Genomic DNA, 16,737 nt, shown 5'->3' with positions numbered 1-16,737 from the left:
GCCGCTTGCAGCCCGCGCGCCGGCGAACGCGGGCAGAGCCCTTGGCCGGGCGCGTTCGAGGCCAGACGCCTGCACGTGGGAAAACGTCACCGGAAGTTGCGCGATGTACAGTGCGAATGCGCTCGCACGACATGCGCAACGACACGGCGACGGCCAGCCGAACGACACGCCGGATGGCACGACGAAGCGCAACGCATCGGCAGCCCTCATCGGCGTGTCTCCAGCCAAACCGGATGCGCGATGCCGACCACGCTAGATGTAGCAACCGGCCCGAAATATCGACTGTCGAACGACGCTGGATTGGTGGTGCTCAACAAGAACAGCTCTCCCGGCCGCAGGCGCCGGCAGTGTTGCCAGGACGGCAGCCGCCGACCCAGGTGATCGACGGGAAGGATCGTCGCCACCGGCACGCCATCGATGCGCACGCTGTGACCGACGACGCACACCCGCTGCGGCGCGACGGCGGCCACGGGTTTGAGCAGCGGAATCCCCAACGGCAGATAGCCGCGCCGCGCGGCCAATGCCGCAGCGTCCGCCGGTAGTGGCACCAGCACGAGGCTCCCGACAGGCGGTGCAGCGCTGTCGCGAGTGTGCGGGTCGACGCGATACCAGCCGACCGCCACGCTGTCGGACGGGTTGTAGATGAAGCGCGGCAGTGGCGACACGAAGGATGCCCAGGCCAGTGCCGCGAAACCGACGACGGCCAGTGTCGCCACGACGAGGCGAATGCACCGGCGCGAGCAAGCACACGGCGCGCTGCGGGACCAGGGAAGCGCCGTCATGACAGCGCCCTTCCGGCCCGCCAGGCGGCGTGTCGTTTCGCGGTGTAGACCGGCAACGGCAAGCGTGCGGCGAGCCGGTTGCCGAGCGTGCGCCAATACGCGGGCGAGACGTCGATCGCGGCGATGCCCCGTGCTTCGATGGCGTCGAGCTGCGCCAACACGGCGCGCACGGCGGATTCGCCTTCGGCGTGCAGCAAAAGACGTGCGCCGGGCCGTACGCCGGGAATACGCTGCATCGCATCCCACGGCGTGCACGCCTGCATCACCATGAGCTGCCAGCGGATGGTGCCATAGGCGTTGGCTTGCCAACGAATACGGCAGAACATCGCCCCTGGCAAGAACATCGCGACGCGCCGCCAGCGGTCGAGTCGAACGATGCGTATCGGTGCTCCGAAGCGCAGATAACAATTGAATCGCGGTTCGAGGTTAGCCAGTGATACGCGGGTCAGTGGCACATCGCCGGCCAAGTCAGCGTGTACCGAAAGCGAAGGCATCGGTGAAGTCACGGCCGCGTTCGCGGCCGGCGCGATGGATACGTTCATGGCCGGTGCTCCGTGCAGTTTTCGGGAAATTCCCGCTCCAGCAAAGCGCGCAGCAGCTCGGCCACGGTCACGCCCTGGCTGAAGGCGACGATCTTGATGCGGGCTCGCATCGCGGGCGTGATGTCGAGGGTCAGCCGCGCGGTGTAGAGGTCGCCTTTCTGGAGCCCGTTGGCGTCACCCTGGCGTACCCAGGCTTCGGCATGCGGGTTCGCCGGGGGACGGGCGCCGATGCCGACCCGCTTGCCGTTGCGCGGGCTCATGTCGACCACCGCAACAGTTCGTCGGCGAGCGCCGCGATCTCGCGCGCGGCGGCGCTGTCAGGCGCCATTTCGCGAGCGAGCCGGCCAGCGGCCACGCTATCGGCGAACACGATGCGTTGATGGACTTCCGTGCGCAATGGCTGCTCGGCAAGAGCCTGTCGTGCCTCACGCCCGATCACGGTGGTGCTGACGCGCCGGTTGATGACGAAGGCCGCGCGCAGCGCAGGCCGAAAGACTTGTGCTTCGCGGATCAACGCCACCATCTCGGCGCTGGCCCACAGGTCATAGGGGCTGGGTTGCACCGGGATCAACACACGTTCGGCCGCCAGCAGTGCGGAGCGTGCCAAGGCGGCGATCCTGGGCGGCCCATCGATGACGACGTGATCGGCGCGTCGGGCCACCTCCGGCGCTTCCTGGTGCAGCGTCTCCCGGGCCAGGCCCACGGCGCTGAACAGTCTCGGCAGGCCTTGCTGACTTCGGCGCTGGGTCCAATCCAGCGAAGAACCCTGTGGGTCGGCATCCAACAGGATCACCGACTGCCCACGCATCGCCAGTTCCCCCGCGATATGGGTGGCCAGCGTGGTCTTACCCACGCCGCCTTTCTGGTTGAGCAAGGCGACGATCATGAGGTCGCCCTCCGCGCTGGAAAGCCGGTCTTTTGCTGTTGCGTGTGGTGCCGTTTCACGGTTATCCACCGAAACGGCGCGCGCTTACTACTGGTTAGTGTTTTTATCGTTAGTAAGTTAGGGGTGGCGGAAACCCTTGCTATGACTGGCTTTGCAGCGTTTTCGTACGCCTGATAGCACGAGAGTCGTACTCCTGATGGCACGATACCCGGTACGCCTGATAGCACGAGGCCGTTCACAGCTTTTCCCGCCGTTATCCCCGTGCCGTGGCCGGCACGGGCCGGAAGATCAGCCATTCCGTTCTGTCGCCCGGCATCCGTTCGATACCGAGCACATAACCGGGCAGCGACTGCTGTGTCACCAGGGCGCGCAGGTCGTAGGCGAAATCGGAGAAACGCGCCGCGCTGCCTGACTTGCGGTAAAGGTGCCGGAAGTCGAATCGCCAGCCGTCCGGCTGCCGGCCGCCGTGCTTGCGCACCAGGCGGTACAGCCACCGCTCGATGCCACCGGTGAGCCGGAAATACGCTGGGTCGATGGTCAGTACCAAGGCTGCGTCGAGTACGCCGGCATAGAACCAGTCGGGAAGGATCAGTTCGATGCCCAATGGCGCGCCGCGGATGTCGGCCAACTCCTTCCACTCGTTGATCCACGAGAAACGGTGTAGGCGCCGCCCGGTCGTTTCGCGGATGGAGGTGGCGATGGTGGTCGCTTGCAGCCGGTCGAGTGCAGCCTTGAGGCGCTGGTAGTCGCGTAGGCCTGTGCCGCGTCCGATGAAGCGCAGGATCTCGTAGGGTGTCGCCTGCATCCTGCGCGAGGGCGGGATACCCGCATCGCGGGCTTCGACGATCTGCGAGGCTGCCCAGATCAGGATGTCCGCATCCCAGATGGTGGCGATGCCATGCTCGACCGTGCCTTCGACCCGCACGGTCACGCCGCCGGCACAGTAGTCGATCGGTCGGGTACGCCGCGACTTCGCCAGCGAGAAGAACGGAAACGCCATCAGGTCCTGGCTGTCGCGTGGCGCCATATCCCCCGGCAGCGCACGGAACAGTTCCAACTGTTCCCTGTGCGGAGACACCGGACGGGGCTCCACAACGCCACGGGTCAGCGCGCACGGCTGTCGGCCGAGTGACGTTCGGCGTATTCGGGATCGGAGGTGGCCTCGAAACTGCGGTTGTCAGCCCAGGTATCGAGGTCGGCCCGGGCGTACATGACCCGCCGGCCGAACTTGCGAAACCGCGGCCCACCACCGATCACGCGCTGTTTTTCCAGCGTGCGTGGCGACAACCGCAGGTAGTCTGCAGCTTCGTTGTTGGTGAGGTAACGCGGTGGGTGCGCGGTTTCGGGCAACTGTGGCGTGACAGCGTGTACGGACGCGGATCTGACGGGTGCGGGACGCATCGGATAGTCCTCCATCGTTCGGGATCAACGGCCATCACTGCATGGCCGGATGGAGGCAGTCTCGGGAAGAGCGAGCGCGCTGCTCAGGGACGTTGTGCCGGGATAGCGGAACGTCCCTGTTCAAGAGGTGGAAGCCGTGCCAGCCGGCGGTAGCCGCCATCCATCAGTTCCCGCCCTCGGCGTACCAACCGCCGGACCCGTGCGCGCAAGGCGCTGTCTGCATGCCATTGCGTGGCCACCGTATCGGCGCCGAACACTACGCCGGCCACCTCGCGCAACGAAGCGCCTGCCAGGCTGACGTCGAGGGCCTGCAGGGTATGCAGTTCCAGCAACTGGGCCGCCGTGGGGCGTGAGCTTGTCTGCGCGAGGGGGGAATCGGGGTTCCATTGCGCCACCGCCTCGTTCCAGGTCTGACAGGCGCGATAGGACACGGCCCGTACGGCGCAAACATAGGCCTGGCCCGCCGTCAGCCCCGATGCGAGAACCATCCGCAGACAGATACCGGGCCACTGCAGTGTCATTCGCAGCCTGACCCCGTCGTAGGTCAGCCGCTTACGGCCGGGCATGCGCCAGAGGTCGAAGACCGGCCCGCCGGGCATGGGATCGACATCAGGATGAAGTTGTATGAGCGTCGGATCAGCGGGGAACCACAGTGGATGGGCATCGCGCGCATCCTGTGCCGGGTCTTCGAACACACGCAAGCCCCAGGACTGGGCCGTCGTGGATCGGCGGAGACGCCGCTGCCAGTCGGCCCGATAGCCGGGGTGGCGGCGCAGGTATTCCCACGCCAACGCGGGGCTGTCCAAGTGCAATACATAGAGATAGGCGGCAGCCGGAAAGCGGGCCACCACAGGCGGGTCGGCCATGGCATACGCTCCTGTCGCACAGGCTGCGTCGCCACGGGCATGGCGTGAGGCGTCCGCCCCATCGTCGAATCGTCACATCGGTCGACCACACTGACTACGTATCAAGCGCTTCGAGTGCCAATACGCCGTCGACCCTGTCCAGCAGCGACGGCCGCGACGCCACCACACGGCATGCGGCTTTCTCACCCTGCCACGGCAAGTAGGGACGAGCCCGGCCAATCCGGTCATAGCGCCGCTACGAAAAGACAAGAATGCGGATTCAGGCCGTTGCGGCCGGAAACATGACGAAAATAGCCATGGTGCGCCTGAGATTGCTCAATCGATGATCGAGCCATTTTGCTCGGCCAGACGGACATACTCGGACAGGCAGCGTATCGCCTGGAAGTAGCGATCTCGCATGACCGGCTGCTTTCGGGGGCCAACGATGGTGGCCAATTCGGACAACTTCACCTGCCCCAAGGCCGGCATTCCCAAGCCGAGATCACACAGCCCATACGCCGTATCGCCATCCGCCGGGTCGAGTTCCGTCAGTAGCCAGGTGGCGCGAGCATCCGGCGTGAACAGCCGTACGACAGGCAGAGGATCGCATGGCTTGCCCGCGGCACGTTCACGGCCATACGAGAGCATTTGCGCGCGTTCGCTATCCGTGATGAGCGGCGAGGTCATGGTCGGAAAGCCTTAACGCTGCACATTTTTAGACACCCGTCCGCAAAACCACAGAGTCGGCTGAGTACCTTCGTGCGAAAGCGCAGATCCACGTCCCCGTCGATCCACAGACCTGAAAAAACGTACAAGTGGCTTGACGAAAGGTGGGAAAGACACAAATCCGATTCCCCTGTTTTGATGAAATCCGTGAAAGCGGCCCTCACCCACACGGAATCCGAGAAATGAGTTAAAGATAACGTGGTTTTTATTGTCTTCCAACGGGACGCTTCTGTCCATGCAGAAGCGATTCGTTCGACCCGGCCGTCCCGCCGGTGCCACCACCTTCGACGCCGAACTGGCCCAAGCCTTCGGCGCGGCGGTGCGTGCCGTGCGATCGGAGCAAGGCATGGCCCAAGAATCGCTGGCTCACCGCGCCGGCATCGAGCGCTCCCACATGGGAAAAATAGAGCGTGGCGAGCACATGCCCACGCTGGCCATCATTTTCAAGATCGCCGGAGCACTCGAATGCAGCACGGCCGTGCTGATGAGCGAGACGGAAAAGCGACTCGCGGAAGCCAAGTCATAAGGTAAGACGCTACGAGGCATACCTCCCAGGGCAGATTTACCGAAAGTGATGTACTTGAGGGGACGTCAATCGTCATGCCCTTCGCGCCGACGTGTCCAAGCACTCAGGAATACTCTTACAGCCTCTATGTCATCAGGCGGATATCGCTTTTCCCGAACGATCCGCTCCAGTTCGCCGCGAAACCAAGTTTGATCGAACAAATCGAAGTTGTCGCTGATCTGGGCTCGAATTTGGCGCCTCGAAACTCGGTCACCAAGACTACCGAATCCTCCCAGACCGGTAGCCCACGACTCGCCAGTCAGCACTTGGGCGAAACGGATCAGTACCTCGTCGTTTTGTAGCTGCTCATCTACCCAAGTCTTCATCTCGACACCACCGTCGTCGGCAAACTCACGCCACCGATAAAGGTTGAACATGAGAGTGTCGGATCTAAGAAGTTCGCCTGTACCTGCCGCACGACGCAACGCGTTTAACGCACGCTCCTTGAACTTTGGAACTATATCTTTAGTTACCAGGCAAGTAGCGGGATTGACCTCCCGTCCGTTACGAGGGTGGTAGTCATCGAACGCAGAGGACACGAAGTCGATAAGCCAGCCAAGAGATGCGTTCTCGGTTGCTGCCAAGTACAAGTCGGACTTTTCCTCCAGCGTGAAACGATCTTCGGTCACGCGTCGGATCAGCCAGTGTAATCTGAGATGAGTATTGGCAATGGCGAAACCACGTTCCTCATCCCCTTTAAGTGTGATGTCATCGGCCACCTCGAAGAGAGCGCAGAACAAGTCCCGAACTTTTTCCTTCTGAATTTCTTTGCCATGGCTGGTCAGTTCGTCGAGAATCACCGGCACCATTGACTTGTGGTCCTTTCTAATCTGTGCCGCAGCCCTCAGCAATCGATGTTTTACGAAATCTCTATCGTTAGCACGGTCCAGCAGCTCACCGATTTCCTCTGCCGAAAGCGTATCGTCGCTAAGCGAAAGCTTGAAGTACGTGTCGAAATGCTTACTCAGGCAGACGCGCCGCTCGGCATCCCAGTTTTCGTGAAACCCCGCCGAGTAACCGACATCTTCCATGGATGGAAACATCCGCTGAAGAATGACCTTTACTAATTCGTGCTTGGCCTCCGGTAGATTGGGCAGGAACGGAGCGAATTTAATGTCCTTGTCCGTATTTCCTTGTAATTCCGTTCCTCCAGTGAGGATATCCTGATTATTCTTGATAGCGCTGTAGAGCAAAGGTTCATATAGCCGTAGCGTCTCCAGAGAAACGTAATCAGCAAGGCTGATATTGTTGGCAACTGGCGGCCAAGTGACACTCATCGCATTCACCAAACGAGTGACGTGTCTTGGCGTAGTCATATATGGCACCACCACGTCGTAAAACAGGTTCATGAAGCGGACAACATGTTCTTCCGGCGGCTCACCACAGATATCTTGTACGGCGGTGAGAAGCGCATTGTTCAGATCGCTCTGTGCAGGCGGCGGTAATTCGAAGCTTGCCTGGATGATTTTTTCGAGGAAATGCGGCCCTTCCGAGGGATAGCGTTCTTGTACAGCGGCATCAGCCAGGTTGCGATCAAACACCAGCAGATACATTACGTTGGGCAGCCTTCCCACCGACTTGACGAGTCGAAAGATGGCCAAAGCCTCGTCCGGCGAAAGTCGGTCGATATCATCGATAATTATCAGAAATCGGCGTGATTGTTCTTCTAGCGCTTCAGACAGCTTGCGGAAAGTTCTTTCCAATGGATCCTTGTCGCGGAAGAAGCGTTTGGTGAACGCTGCAGACCCCGCGACCAGTGCTCCAACCCCACCGGTGGTCGCCAGTGCCACAGCGCTGCCAATCACCGGCCCTGCTTGCAGGATTTGCTTGCCTATCTCGGGAATCAAGCCTTTCACGTGATCACCCAGCGAATTTTTCAGGGCAGTGTTGAGTTCTTGTAGGAACGCCAACGCAATCGCTTCTTCGCCGCGATACCACCAGCACTTGAAATCGACGATCGTCAGTTGATCGTCCTTGCGGGCTTCCAGATTACCTCGGATCAAGTTGACGGCACTGCTTTTTCCCGAACCCCATGGGCCGTTGATAGCAATCGTCGTCCCGACTGGATTGGTCATCTCAAGCAGGCTCGTCGCCAAGGCGCTCGAGAACGCAGTTACACCGTATTGGTCGTCCTCTGGCTTCTCAATCGGACTGTCATTAAAAAAATTCATGCCTGTCTCCCTCGCTCTTGGCAGTATGAGGCTTATTATCCGAAGTTGTGTCGGCTTTGCTATCTAATGATCAGGCTGAGGCACGCTTCTGGCCATGGATTGAGCCGATCGGCAAGCTAGCCCATTCAACTTCAAACCACGACCGACAGACGCAGCAAAAAGGGGCGCAGGCCCCTTGGCTATAGCAGCCCACGCTCTGCGAACGAAACCGTATCGTTGCCGCCGACAACAATATGATCCAGCGTGCGTATGTCGACCAGCGCCAACGCTTCCTTGAGCCGGCTGGTGATCGTCCTGTCGGCCTGGCTCGGCTCGGGATTCCCGCTCGGATGCGGATGGCTGAAGATGACCGCCGCCGCATTGAGCCGCAGCGCTTCCTTGACCACTTCGCGTGGATGCACCGAGGCACCATCGATGGTGCCGCGAAACATCTCGACGTATTCGATCAACCGGTGCCGCGTATCGAGAAACAGTACGGCGAACACTTCGTGATCGAGCCCCGCCAACTTGGTACGGAGGTACTCCTTGACCACCGCCGGGGAACTGAACGCCGCACCGCGCTGCATCTTCTGGTCGATGACCTGACGTGCCGCCGCCAGAATCTGGTCGACCGTCGCGGGCCGATAGTGCCCCTGGTCGTCACGCACCAGCAACGGCGAGGTATCTAGTGAGAGGGAAAGTTGCGACATGATCGTGCTCCGGTTGCTCGGGCGGAATTGCCCGGAACCGGCGCCAGCACGGCGCAGCGCAAGCCGTCACAGGGTCGCAGACGGCCGTGGCCGCCAGCGTGCATCGCGCACGCGCAGCCCTTGACGGCGAGAACGCCGTGATACGGTGAAGGGAAACAGCAAGACCGCCCCAACCCGCCACCTACCCAACGCGGCAAGCGGAGCGCGCAGGCCCATCGGGCCGGAGCTATCAGGGATCAAAGCCGGAGGCCGTGACTCGACACGAGGCACGGGGCGAAGCCCGTGAGCCCGACGGCGGAACGCCGGGATACGAACCTCATCTACGCTGGGCTTCGCCACAGCGAGTTGTCGCCATCGATACCGATAGCCACCATGGCGACAGACCCGTCACGCCATGGGAAAACGGAAAATGGACACTCAGGCGGAGCACGATCGCCGGCCACCCGAGACGACAGCGGCTTTACCCCATCCAGGGACAGAAGCGTACGACGCCTTGCCGCAATTTCCCGCAGCATCGCCCCTGCCCTTTCGCCGGACGATTCGCCGCCGCGAGCTGCATCAGATCGTGCCCCTCGCCGAGAGCACCATCTACGAAATGGAAAGACGTGGCGAGTTCCCCCGGCGCTTCCGGCTCACCGCCCGCTGTGTGGTTTGGGATCTGGACGAGGTTGAAGCCTGGGTCGAGGCTCGGAAAGAAGCCTCCCGATCCGGTGATGAAACGATGGCACCTGGCCCGGATGTCAGACAACGCCAGTACAGGCCTGTGCGGGCCCACTCCAGCTAGTCACATGAGCCAAGTTTATGAAACCGTAAAATCGCTCACCATGAGTGAGCATTTATCGGTCCACGTAAACCGCTGATCGGCTTGATGCCCCATCAACCGGCCAGGGCCTCCAGCGCCACGGCCGTAGCCGTTGAGATGCGACGTTGTTCCTTGGCCACATTCACCCGCAGCAGCACGCCCGCCACATCCAGCACACCGGCGTCCACAGCGTACCCTCCTCTGCCCTGCAGCCAGGCAAGGACATCCGCCAAATGCCACACGGCGGCGCTGCCTTCATGGACCGGTGCCGGAAAGCTCGTCACGTGGGCCAACATCAGCTTCCGCATGTTCTGACGCGAGACGCCGATCATCTCGGCGACGTCGGTAAGACCGACGTAGTCCGGCGATGCTTCGACCAGCTCGGCGGATGGTATGGCTCGCTTCACATCCGCCAGGGCGCTGGATACCGCGTCTTCCGCACTGGCCGCCTCGCGCGTGAATTCCAGCGCCAGACGCCCCGGCTGCCCGATACCCACCAGGGCATCGTCGCATCCAGCTTCTCCGAGGCGCTCCACCAGGACATCGGGATCGCTATCGGCGTCTGCCAATCGGTATTTCAGGGTGAAGGTGTATGCCATCGCTCAGGCCTCCGGCGAGGTGTCGGCGTTCCGCTCCCGTCGGTAGACGGTGCAGTTGTCCACGACGCGTCGTAGCGCTCGTGCGTGGGCACTGGGATTTTTGGGTGTGCTCCATACGCTGGTGATGCAGAACTCGCCACAACGGCATTCATCATCGTTGTAGGGGCAATAGATCCGGCCCCAGGCGTGACCACTGCGCATTTCCACGCGCCAACCGCACGCTTCCGCATATCGGAGCACCTCCTCGACCTCTTTCTTCGGGTGAAAGGGACGACTCATGCTGATCTCCAGTATCGGGATGCTCGCCATGGTTGTCAAGTGACAACCATGGCGAAGTGGACTATATGGACGGCGTCAACGCCGGCACGGCCATGTCGTCTGGCATCAGCTTCGGTACATAGGTCTGCCCGCCGCCCCAGGCGTCGATCAGGTTGGCCCACTCTTGCAGCATGTGCCGCCGTTGCTCGGCATACTCGGCCTTGTTGTAGACCGAGCGTGAGGAGCGCCCGTCTTCATGGGCCAGGCACTTCTCGATCCAGTCGCGGTTGAAGCCGATTTCGTTCAACAGCGTCGAGCCGGTACGCCGCAGGTCATGGACGGTGAACGGTTGCAACCGCAGCCCCTTGGCTTTTGCAGCCTTCACCACGAGTTGAGTGACCCGATTCAAGGTCGCATTGGACATGCATCGCTCGGCGTCGTTACGCGCAGGAAAGACGAACCTTGAGCCGGCCGCGCAGGCATGCAGCGTGACGAAGATGTCGAGCGCCTGGCTCGACAGATAGACCACGTGCGGCTTACGCCCCTTCATCCGTTGCTTCGGAATCGTCCAGGTCGCCGCTTCGAAGTTGACCTCATCCCAGGTGGCACGAATCAATTCGCTCTTGCGCACCAGGGTCAGCAGAATCAAGCGCAGCGCCAGCTTGATCGTCGGAAAAGTGGCGACCAACTCCAGTTGCTGCACCATCAATCGGATTTCCAGCGGCGACAAGGCGCGATCCTTCGGCGCGAACGTCGCAATCGATGAGGCTTTCACGGCATCCGCCGGGTTCGCCACCTTTTCGCCGTGGGCGATGGCGTAGACATAGACCTGCTTGACGATGTCGCGAATCTGCACCGCCGTGGCAGGCGCCCCACGTTCCTTGACCTTATTGCACAAGGCCCGCAGGTCCTCGGGCAGAATTTCGGTCAGCAAGCGGTTTTGGAAGACCGGAAGGATGTCCCGGTCGATGATGTGCTTGCGCATGGCGCGGGTGCTATCGGCCAATTTGGCATTGGCCAACCAGACCTCCATCGCCGTACCAAAGGTCTCGATGGCCTTCACGCGCCGTTTATCACGTTGCTTCTCAAGCGCAGGGGATATGCCTGCCCGAACGGATTTGCGCGCCTCCAGGAGCAGTTCGCGCGCCATCGCCAGCGAGATACCGCCCGGGCCATAGCGCCCCAGGGTCAGTGTTTCGCGGCGGCCGTGGAGCCGGTAGTCGTAGCGGAAGGTGACGGTACCGCTGGGCGATACCGTCACATACATTCCGTCCCGGTCAGAAGCCTTATAAATCTTGGACTTAGGCTTCAGATTTCGTAGAGCAGCGTCAGTAAGCATCGAGGTTTCCTCCGGCTTTTGACGGCTTTACCGTCAGGTTTTACCGTCAGGGACCTGGAGACCTGCTGATGCCCGGAAAGCCGCATAAAACAAGCTTTCCTGAGAAGATTTTTACCGTCAAAGACGGTAAAAGTCTGAATAGTGAACGAGAATGTCTTAATTTGGCCTCGATTTTTACCGTCAGCGCTATCGTCAACTTTTTTTGCTGGCCGGCGATAGCCACCGATAGGTAATGCGACGTAAATTCATAAGAATCATAAAGTTACGCCGCTTTTCCGATCGCTACCGATAGTCCCTGAAAGACGCATTTTCACTCCCACTCAATCGTAGCGGGCGGCTTGCTGCTGACGTCATACGTCACACGCGATACGCCGCTGATTTCGTTGATGATGCGGTTGGAGACTTTCTCCAGCAACTCATACGGCAGGTGGGCCCAGCGGGCGGTCATGAAGTCGATGGTTTCGACCGCGCGCAGGGCGATAACCCATTCGTAGCGGCGGCCGTCGCCGACGACGCCAACGGATTTCACCGGGAGGAAGACGGCGAAGGCTTGGCTGGTCTTGTGGTACCAGTCGGCGTTGTGTAGTTCCTCGATGAAGATGGCGTCGGCTTCGCGCAGGATGTCGGCGTACTCCTTCTTCACTTCGCCGAGGATGCGCACGCCCAGGCCCGGCCCCGGGAAGGGGTGGCGGTAGACCATGTCGTAGGGCAGGCCGAGTTCGAGGCCAAGCTTGCGCACTTCGTCCTTGAACAGTTCGCGCAGCGGTTCGACCAGCTTGAGCTTCATGGTCTCAGGCAGGCCGCCGACGTTGTGGTGCGACTTGATCACGTGGGCCTTGCCGGTCTTGCTGGCGGCGGATTCGATCACGTCCGGGTAGATGGTGCCTTGGGCGAGGAAGTCAACGCCATCGATCTTGGCCGCTTCGCGGTCGAACACGTCGATGAAGGTGTTGCCGATGATCTTGCGCTTGGCTTCGGGGTCGTTCTCGCCACCCAGCTTGGTGAGGAATTCGTCTTCCGCATCGACGCGGATCACCTTGACGCCCATGTGGCTGGCGAAGGTGTCCATCACCTGGTCGCCTTCGTTCTTGCGCAGCAGGCCGTTGTCGACGAAGACGCAGGTGAGCTGGTCGCCGATCGCCTTGTGCAGCAGCGCGGCGACGACGGAGGAGTCTACCCCGCCGGAGAGGCCGAGCAGCACGTGGCGGTCGCCGACCTGTTCGCGAACGCGCTCGGTCAGGTCTTCGATGATCTGCGCCGGGGTCCACAGGCGTTCGGCCTTGCAGATATCCAGCACGAAGCGCTCGAGAATGCGCTGGCCCTGCAGGGTGTGGGTCACTTCCGGGTGGAACTGCACGCCGTAGAAGCGTTTTTCCGGCCAGGTCATGGCGGCGATCGGGCAGCTCGGCGTAGAGGCGGTGACGGTGAATTCGGCCGGGGCGCGGGCGACCTTGTCGCCGTGGCTCATCCACACGTCCAGCAGTGCCCCGCCGTCGTGGCCGACATGGTCCATGATCCCGCCGAGCAGGTCGTCTTCCGCCGCGACGCTGATCTGGGCGTAGCCGAACTCGCGCTTGTCGGAGCCTTCGGTGGCGCCGCCAAGCTGTTCCGCCATGGTCTGCATGCCGTAGCAGATGCCGAAGATCGGCAGGCCCATCTCAAACACGCACTTGGGCGCCCGCGGCGAGCCCAGCTCGGAGACCGACTCCGGCCCGCCGGAGAGGATGATGCCGTTGGGGTTGTATTCGCGGATCTCTTCTTCGGTGATATCGAAGGCGCGGATCTCGGAATAGACGCCGATCTCGCGCACGCGACGGGCGATCAGCTGCGTGTACTGGGAACCGAAGTCGAGGATCAGGATCTTGTGCGAATGGATATCTTGCATGAAGTGGACACCGCCGTTGTGGACTCAAGCATCGAGGCCTGGATCACTGCCTCGAAATCAAGAGGGAAGAATGAAGAAGTAAGAGGCGGCCCTATCCCGCCTCTTCTCTTCCCTCTTATCTCTTCTTTCTTCCTTCTCGAGCAGGCATCAGCCTGCTCTGTAGTTCGGCGCTTCCTTCGTAATCTGCACATCGTGAACGTGCGACTCGACCACGCCGGCGCCGGTGATCTTGACGAACTCCGGCAGCGTGCGCATCTCTTCGATGTTGTGGCAACCGGTGTAGCCCATGGAGGCGCGCAGGCCGCCCATCATCTGATGCACGATGGCGCTCATCTGGCCCTTGTAGGGCACGCGGCCTTCGATGCCTTCCGGCACCAGCTTCTCGACGCCTTCGTCCTTGCTCTGGAAGTAGCGATCCGAGGAGCCCTGGGTCTGGGACATCGCGCCCATGGAGCCCATGCCGCGATAGGCCTTGTAGGTCCGCCCCTGGAACAGTTCGACTTCGCCCGGCGCCTCCTCGGTGCCGGCGAGCATGCTGCCGAGCATGACGGTGCTGGCGCCGGCGACGATCGCCTTGGCGATATCCCCGGAGTAGCGCACGCCGCCATCGGCGATCAGCGGGATGTCGAACGGCTTGAGCGCTTCGGCGACGTTGGCGACAGCGGTGATCTGCAAAACGCCGACGCCGGTGACGACGCGGGTGGTGCAGATGGAGCCGGGGCCGATGCCGACCTTGACCGCGTCGGCGCCGGCTTCGGCCAGCGCCACGGCAGCTTCGCCGGTGGCGATGTTGCCGCCGATCACCTGCAGGTCCGGGTAGCGCTCCTTCACCCAGCGCACGCGGTCGATGACGCCCTTGGAATGGCCGTGGGCGGTATCGACGACCAGTACGTCGACGCCGGCTTCGACCAGCGCGGCGATGCGGTCCGGGGTTTCCGGGCCGGTGCCGACGGCGGCGCCGACCAGCAGACGGCCATCGGCATCCTTGGCGGCGTTCGGGTAGGTGCGGGCCTTTTCGATGTCACGCACGGTGACGAGGCCGCGCAGGTGGAAGTCCTTGTCGACGACCAGGATCTTCTCGATGCGGTTTTCCTGCAGCTTGGACTTGATCACGTCCAGCGGGGTGCCTTCGAGCACAGTGACCAGCTTGTCGCGCGGGGTCATGATCGCTTCGACGCTATCGCTGTGATCCGGCTGGAAGCGCATGTCGCGCCCGGTGACGATACCGACCAGGGTCTCGCCCTCGACCACCGGGAAGCCGGAATAGCCGTACTCGGAGGCCATCTCCAGCAGGTCCTGCAGCTTGGCGTTGGGACCGACGGTGACCGGGTCCTTGACGATGACGCTCTCGTGCTTCTTGACCTTGCGGACCTCGGCGGCCTGCTGGGTGATCGACATGCTCTTGTGAATGATGCCGATGCCGCCTTCCTGAGCCATGGCAATCGCCAGACGCGCTTCGGTCACGGTATCCATGGCCGAAGAGAGCAGCGGAATGTTCAGGGTCAGGTTGCGGGTCAGGCGGGATTTGAGGTCGACGTCTCTGGGCAGGACATCCGAGTAGCGGGGTACGAGTAATACGTCATCGAACGTAAGAGCTTCTTGCGCCATACGTAGCATAGTCGGAAACCCAATTGGCAGGTGGTGAGGGGCCGGTGGCAACAACCGCCGGAAGCCGTGTTTGGCTCGAACGACGCGGCGGGTGCTGCGAAAAGTTAATCGCGCATTATAGTGATTTGCTCGATGACGCTCAATGCTCTTGGGTGCCAACAAGCGTCGGCGAGTCGCTTCATGTTAGGCTGCCCGGCACTTGTCATCGTTCTCGGAAAGTCCATGTCCGCGTTCACGTCACGACCTTCTCCACAGGCGATCTCCGTCAGCGACCTCAACCGCCAGGCCCGCCAGATGCTGGAGCGCGGCTTCGGCGACTGCTGGGTCGAGGGCGAGATTTCCGGGCTGGCGCGGCCCGCTTCCGGGCACATCTACTTCACGCTGAAGGATGCCAAGGCCCAGCTGCGCTGCGCGTTCTTCCGCAACCGTGCCGGCCTGTCACGAACACCATTGAAGGATGGCGATCGCATCAAGGTGCGCGGGCGGGTGTCGATCTTCGAGCCCCGCGGCGACTACCAGTTGATCGTCGATGCGGTGCAGCCGAGTGGTGAAGGCGAGCTGATGGCGGCCTACGAGCGGCTGAAACGTCAGCTCCAGGCCGAGGGCATGTTCGCCAACGCGCGAGCGCTGCCCTATCCGCCACGCCATCTGGCGCTGATCACCTCCGCTACCGGCGCCGCCGTGCGCGACGTGCTGGCGGTGCTGCAGGCGCGCTGGCCGATGGTACGGGTGAGCCTGTTTCCTGTCCCGGTGCAGGGCCGCGAGGCACCGCCGGCGCTGATCCGCGCGCTGGCCTTAGTTAATCGTCAGGCGAGAACCAACCGCCAAGCCCGCAGCGAGGCCCAGGAACTCGACGGCGATCCGTTCGATGCGGTTCTGATCACCCGCGGCGGCGGCAGCCTGGAAGATCTGTGGGCGTTCAACGATGAGCATCTGGTGCGGGCGATCTTCCACTCCCAATTGCCGGTGATGGCGGCTGTCGGTCACGAGGTCGACGTCACCCTGGCCGAGTTCGCCGCCGACGTACGCGCGCCGACGCCCTCCGCCGCCGCCGAGCGACTGGTGCCGAACCGCCGCGATCTCGAAGCGACGCTACGTCAGCAGCGCCAGCGTCTGGCACGCGCCTGGCAGCACCGGGCCAATGCCGAGTCCCAGCGCCTCGATCATCTGCGCGCGCGGCTGCGCCATCCCGGCGAGCGCCTGGCCCAACAGCGCCGGCACCTGCAGACATTGGATCGTCGGCTGCAACTGGCAATGCGTCAGCGCCTGCAGCGCGGACGCCAGCATCTGGACGCCACCATACGACGTTTCACGCTGCACGATCCGAGCCGCGCACTGCGTCACTCCCGCGAACGGATCGACCAGCTCAGACAGCGCCTGGAGGCGGCTCAAAGCCTCCGCCTGCGTCAGGAACGCCAGCGGCTGGAAGGTTTCGCCCGCGAACTGAATGCGGTGAGCCCGCTCGCCGTGCTCGGTCGCGGCTACTCGATCCTGCAAGACGATGCCGGCCAGGTCGTGCGCGCCGCCAGCCAGACCCAACCCGGCCAGACGCTGACGGCCCGTCTCGGCGAGGGGCGGCTGAAGCTGGAGGTGAAGCGGCGGCTGAAGCGCTGAATCAGTATTCCGAAGGCTCCATACG

General features: G+C 62.2%; 18 protein-coding genes. 3 read left to right on the top strand and 15 right to left on the bottom strand.

Annotated elements, in window-relative coordinates:
• Positions 1 to 206: 206 nt before the first annotated feature.
• From DOM57_RS05045 to DOM57_RS05005, 8 genes are all read right to left on the bottom strand, one after another.
• Entirely contained in the window at positions 207 to 716 is a 510-nt protein-coding gene (locus DOM57_RS05045; protein WP_476707492.1) for a S26 family signal peptidase, read from the bottom strand.
• A gap of 62 nt (positions 717 to 778) precedes the next feature.
• Positions 779 to 1,324: a DUF2840 domain-containing protein gene (locus DOM57_RS05040; RefSeq protein ID WP_110648124.1), complete on the bottom strand. Its 546-nt coding sequence runs from the start codon at positions 1,322 to 1,324 to the stop codon at positions 779 to 781.
• Entirely contained in the window at positions 1,321 to 1,584 is a 264-nt protein-coding gene (locus DOM57_RS05035; protein WP_110648189.1) for a chromosome partitioning protein ParB, read from the bottom strand. Before DOM57_RS05035 ends, DOM57_RS05040 begins: the two co-directional genes overlap by 4 nt.
• Positions 1,581 to 2,210 (bottom strand): ParA family partition ATPase, encoded by a 630-nt coding sequence (parA, locus tag DOM57_RS05030; protein ID WP_110648123.1) that lies wholly within the window; start codon positions 2,208 to 2,210, stop codon positions 1,581 to 1,583. Before parA ends, DOM57_RS05035 begins: the two co-directional genes overlap by 4 nt.
• Positions 2,211 to 2,463: 253 nt before the next feature.
• Entirely contained in the window at positions 2,464 to 3,288 is an 825-nt protein-coding gene (locus DOM57_RS05020) for a replication initiator protein A (RefSeq protein ID WP_239496118.1), read from the bottom strand.
• 26 nt (positions 3,289 to 3,314) lie between these two features.
• A complete protein-coding gene (locus DOM57_RS05015) occupies positions 3,315 to 3,611 on the bottom strand; it encodes a helix-turn-helix transcriptional regulator (protein WP_110648120.1) in 297 nt (98 codons plus the stop codon).
• Positions 3,612 to 3,694: 83 nt separating this feature from the next.
• Positions 3,695 to 4,477 carry a DUF2285 domain-containing protein gene (locus tag DOM57_RS05010; RefSeq protein WP_110648119.1) on the bottom strand — a complete coding sequence of 261 codons (783 nt, stop codon included), beginning with the start codon at positions 4,475 to 4,477 and terminating at the stop codon, positions 3,695 to 3,697.
• 315 nt (positions 4,478 to 4,792) lie between these two features.
• Positions 4,793 to 5,143: a DUF2958 domain-containing protein gene (locus DOM57_RS05005; protein ID WP_110648118.1), complete on the bottom strand. Its 351-nt coding sequence runs from the start codon at positions 5,141 to 5,143 to the stop codon at positions 4,793 to 4,795.
• 274 nt (positions 5,144 to 5,417) lie between these two features.
• Here DOM57_RS05005 and DOM57_RS05000 point away from each other — a divergent pair, with 274 nt between their 5' ends.
• Positions 5,418 to 5,708 carry a helix-turn-helix domain-containing protein gene (locus DOM57_RS05000; RefSeq protein WP_110648117.1) on the top strand — a complete coding sequence of 97 codons (291 nt, stop codon included), beginning with the start codon at positions 5,418 to 5,420 and terminating at the stop codon, positions 5,706 to 5,708.
• 65 nt (positions 5,709 to 5,773) lie between these two features.
• Here DOM57_RS05000 and DOM57_RS04995 read toward each other — a convergent pair whose 3' ends face one another.
• Positions 5,774 to 7,918, bottom strand: a complete 2,145-nt coding sequence (locus DOM57_RS04995; protein WP_110648116.1) for a KAP family P-loop NTPase fold protein — start codon at positions 7,916 to 7,918, stop codon at positions 5,774 to 5,776.
• A gap of 179 nt (positions 7,919 to 8,097) precedes the next feature.
• Positions 8,098 to 8,607 (bottom strand): RadC family protein, encoded by a 510-nt coding sequence (gene radC, locus DOM57_RS04990; RefSeq protein WP_110648115.1) that lies wholly within the window; start codon positions 8,605 to 8,607, stop codon positions 8,098 to 8,100.
• Between the two features lie 394 nt (positions 8,608 to 9,001).
• Here radC and DOM57_RS04985 point away from each other — a divergent pair, with 394 nt between their 5' ends.
• Positions 9,002 to 9,391, top strand: coding sequence for a helix-turn-helix transcriptional regulator (locus tag DOM57_RS04985; protein WP_420820213.1), 390 nt, complete (start codon positions 9,002 to 9,004; stop codon positions 9,389 to 9,391).
• Positions 9,392 to 9,483: 92 nt separating this feature from the next.
• Here the strand turns inward: DOM57_RS04985 and DOM57_RS04980 are convergent, their stop codons facing one another.
• The 5 genes from DOM57_RS04980 to guaB all read right to left on the bottom strand — a co-directional run bounded on the left by DOM57_RS04980 (position 9,484) and on the right by guaB (position 15,107).
• Positions 9,484 to 10,008 carry a helix-turn-helix transcriptional regulator gene (locus DOM57_RS04980; RefSeq protein WP_110648113.1) on the bottom strand — a complete coding sequence of 175 codons (525 nt, stop codon included), beginning with the start codon at positions 10,006 to 10,008 and terminating at the stop codon, positions 9,484 to 9,486.
• A 3-nt stretch (positions 10,009 to 10,011) separates the two neighbouring features.
• The gene (locus DOM57_RS04975; RefSeq protein WP_110648112.1) at positions 10,012 to 10,287 is read right to left on the bottom strand and encodes a hypothetical protein; all 276 of its coding nucleotides are present in this window, start codon (positions 10,285 to 10,287) and stop codon (positions 10,012 to 10,014) included.
• Positions 10,288 to 10,348: 61 nt separating this feature from the next.
• Entirely contained in the window at positions 10,349 to 11,605 is a 1,257-nt protein-coding gene (locus tag DOM57_RS04970) for a tyrosine-type recombinase/integrase (RefSeq protein ID WP_110648111.1), read from the bottom strand.
• A 310-nt stretch (positions 11,606 to 11,915) separates the two neighbouring features.
• Complete coding sequence (guaA, locus tag DOM57_RS04965) at positions 11,916 to 13,490, bottom strand: glutamine-hydrolyzing GMP synthase (protein WP_110648110.1); 1,575 nt, start codon at positions 13,488 to 13,490, stop codon at positions 11,916 to 11,918.
• A 147-nt stretch (positions 13,491 to 13,637) separates the two neighbouring features.
• Positions 13,638 to 15,107, bottom strand: coding sequence for an IMP dehydrogenase (gene guaB, locus DOM57_RS04960; protein WP_110648109.1), 1,470 nt, complete (start codon positions 15,105 to 15,107; stop codon positions 13,638 to 13,640).
• 213 nt (positions 15,108 to 15,320) lie between these two features.
• Between guaB and xseA the strand changes: the two genes are divergently transcribed.
• Entirely contained in the window at positions 15,321 to 16,712 is a 1,392-nt protein-coding gene (xseA, locus tag DOM57_RS04955) for an exodeoxyribonuclease VII large subunit (protein WP_110648108.1), read from the top strand.
• The last annotated feature ends 25 nt before the right edge of the window (positions 16,713 to 16,737 follow it).

The organism is Salinicola peritrichatus, assembly GCF_003206715.1.
Taxonomy (GTDB): Bacteria; Pseudomonadota; Gammaproteobacteria; order Pseudomonadales; family Halomonadaceae; genus Salinicola; species Salinicola peritrichatus.
The sequence above is the reverse complement of the archived record's forward strand: the minus strand, read 5'-3'. Positions and strand labels throughout refer to the sequence as shown.

Coding starts and splice junctions, on each gene's coding strand:
- DOM57_RS05035 (WP_110648189.1), bottom strand. CDS start 1,584: ATGAGCCCGCGCAACGGCAAGCGGGTCGGCATCGGCGCCCGTCCCCCG.
- radC (WP_110648115.1), bottom strand. CDS start 8,607: ATGTCGCAACTTTCCCTCTCACTAGATACCTCGCCGTTGCTGGTGCGT.
- DOM57_RS05000 (WP_110648117.1), top strand. CDS start 5,418: ATGCAGAAGCGATTCGTTCGACCCGGCCGTCCCGCCGGTGCCACCACC.
- DOM57_RS04980 (WP_110648113.1), bottom strand. CDS start 10,008: ATGGCATACACCTTCACCCTGAAATACCGATTGGCAGACGCCGATAGC.
- DOM57_RS04975 (WP_110648112.1), bottom strand. CDS start 10,287: ATGAGTCGTCCCTTTCACCCGAAGAAAGAGGTCGAGGAGGTGCTCCGA.
- guaA (WP_110648110.1), bottom strand. CDS start 13,490: ATGCAAGATATCCATTCGCACAAGATCCTGATCCTCGACTTCGGTTCC.
- DOM57_RS05005 (WP_110648118.1), bottom strand. CDS start 5,143: ATGACCTCGCCGCTCATCACGGATAGCGAACGCGCGCAAATGCTCTCG.
- DOM57_RS04970 (WP_110648111.1), bottom strand. CDS start 11,605: ATGCTTACTGACGCTGCTCTACGAAATCTGAAGCCTAAGTCCAAGATT.
- xseA (WP_110648108.1), top strand. CDS start 15,321: ATGTCCGCGTTCACGTCACGACCTTCTCCACAGGCGATCTCCGTCAGC.
- DOM57_RS04995 (WP_110648116.1), bottom strand. CDS start 7,918: ATGAATTTTTTTAATGACAGTCCGATTGAGAAGCCAGAGGACGACCAA.
- DOM57_RS05010 (WP_110648119.1), bottom strand. CDS start 4,477: ATGGCCGACCCGCCTGTGGTGGCCCGCTTTCCGGCTGCCGCCTATCTC.
- DOM57_RS04985 (WP_420820213.1), top strand. CDS start 9,002: ATGGGAAAACGGAAAATGGACACTCAGGCGGAGCACGATCGCCGGCCA.
- DOM57_RS05015 (WP_110648120.1), bottom strand. CDS start 3,611: ATGCGTCCCGCACCCGTCAGATCCGCGTCCGTACACGCTGTCACGCCA.
- parA (WP_110648123.1), bottom strand. CDS start 2,210: ATGATCGTCGCCTTGCTCAACCAGAAAGGCGGCGTGGGTAAGACCACG.
- DOM57_RS05040 (WP_110648124.1), bottom strand. CDS start 1,324: ATGAACGTATCCATCGCGCCGGCCGCGAACGCGGCCGTGACTTCACCG.
- guaB (WP_110648109.1), bottom strand. CDS start 15,107: ATGCTACGTATGGCGCAAGAAGCTCTTACGTTCGATGACGTATTACTC.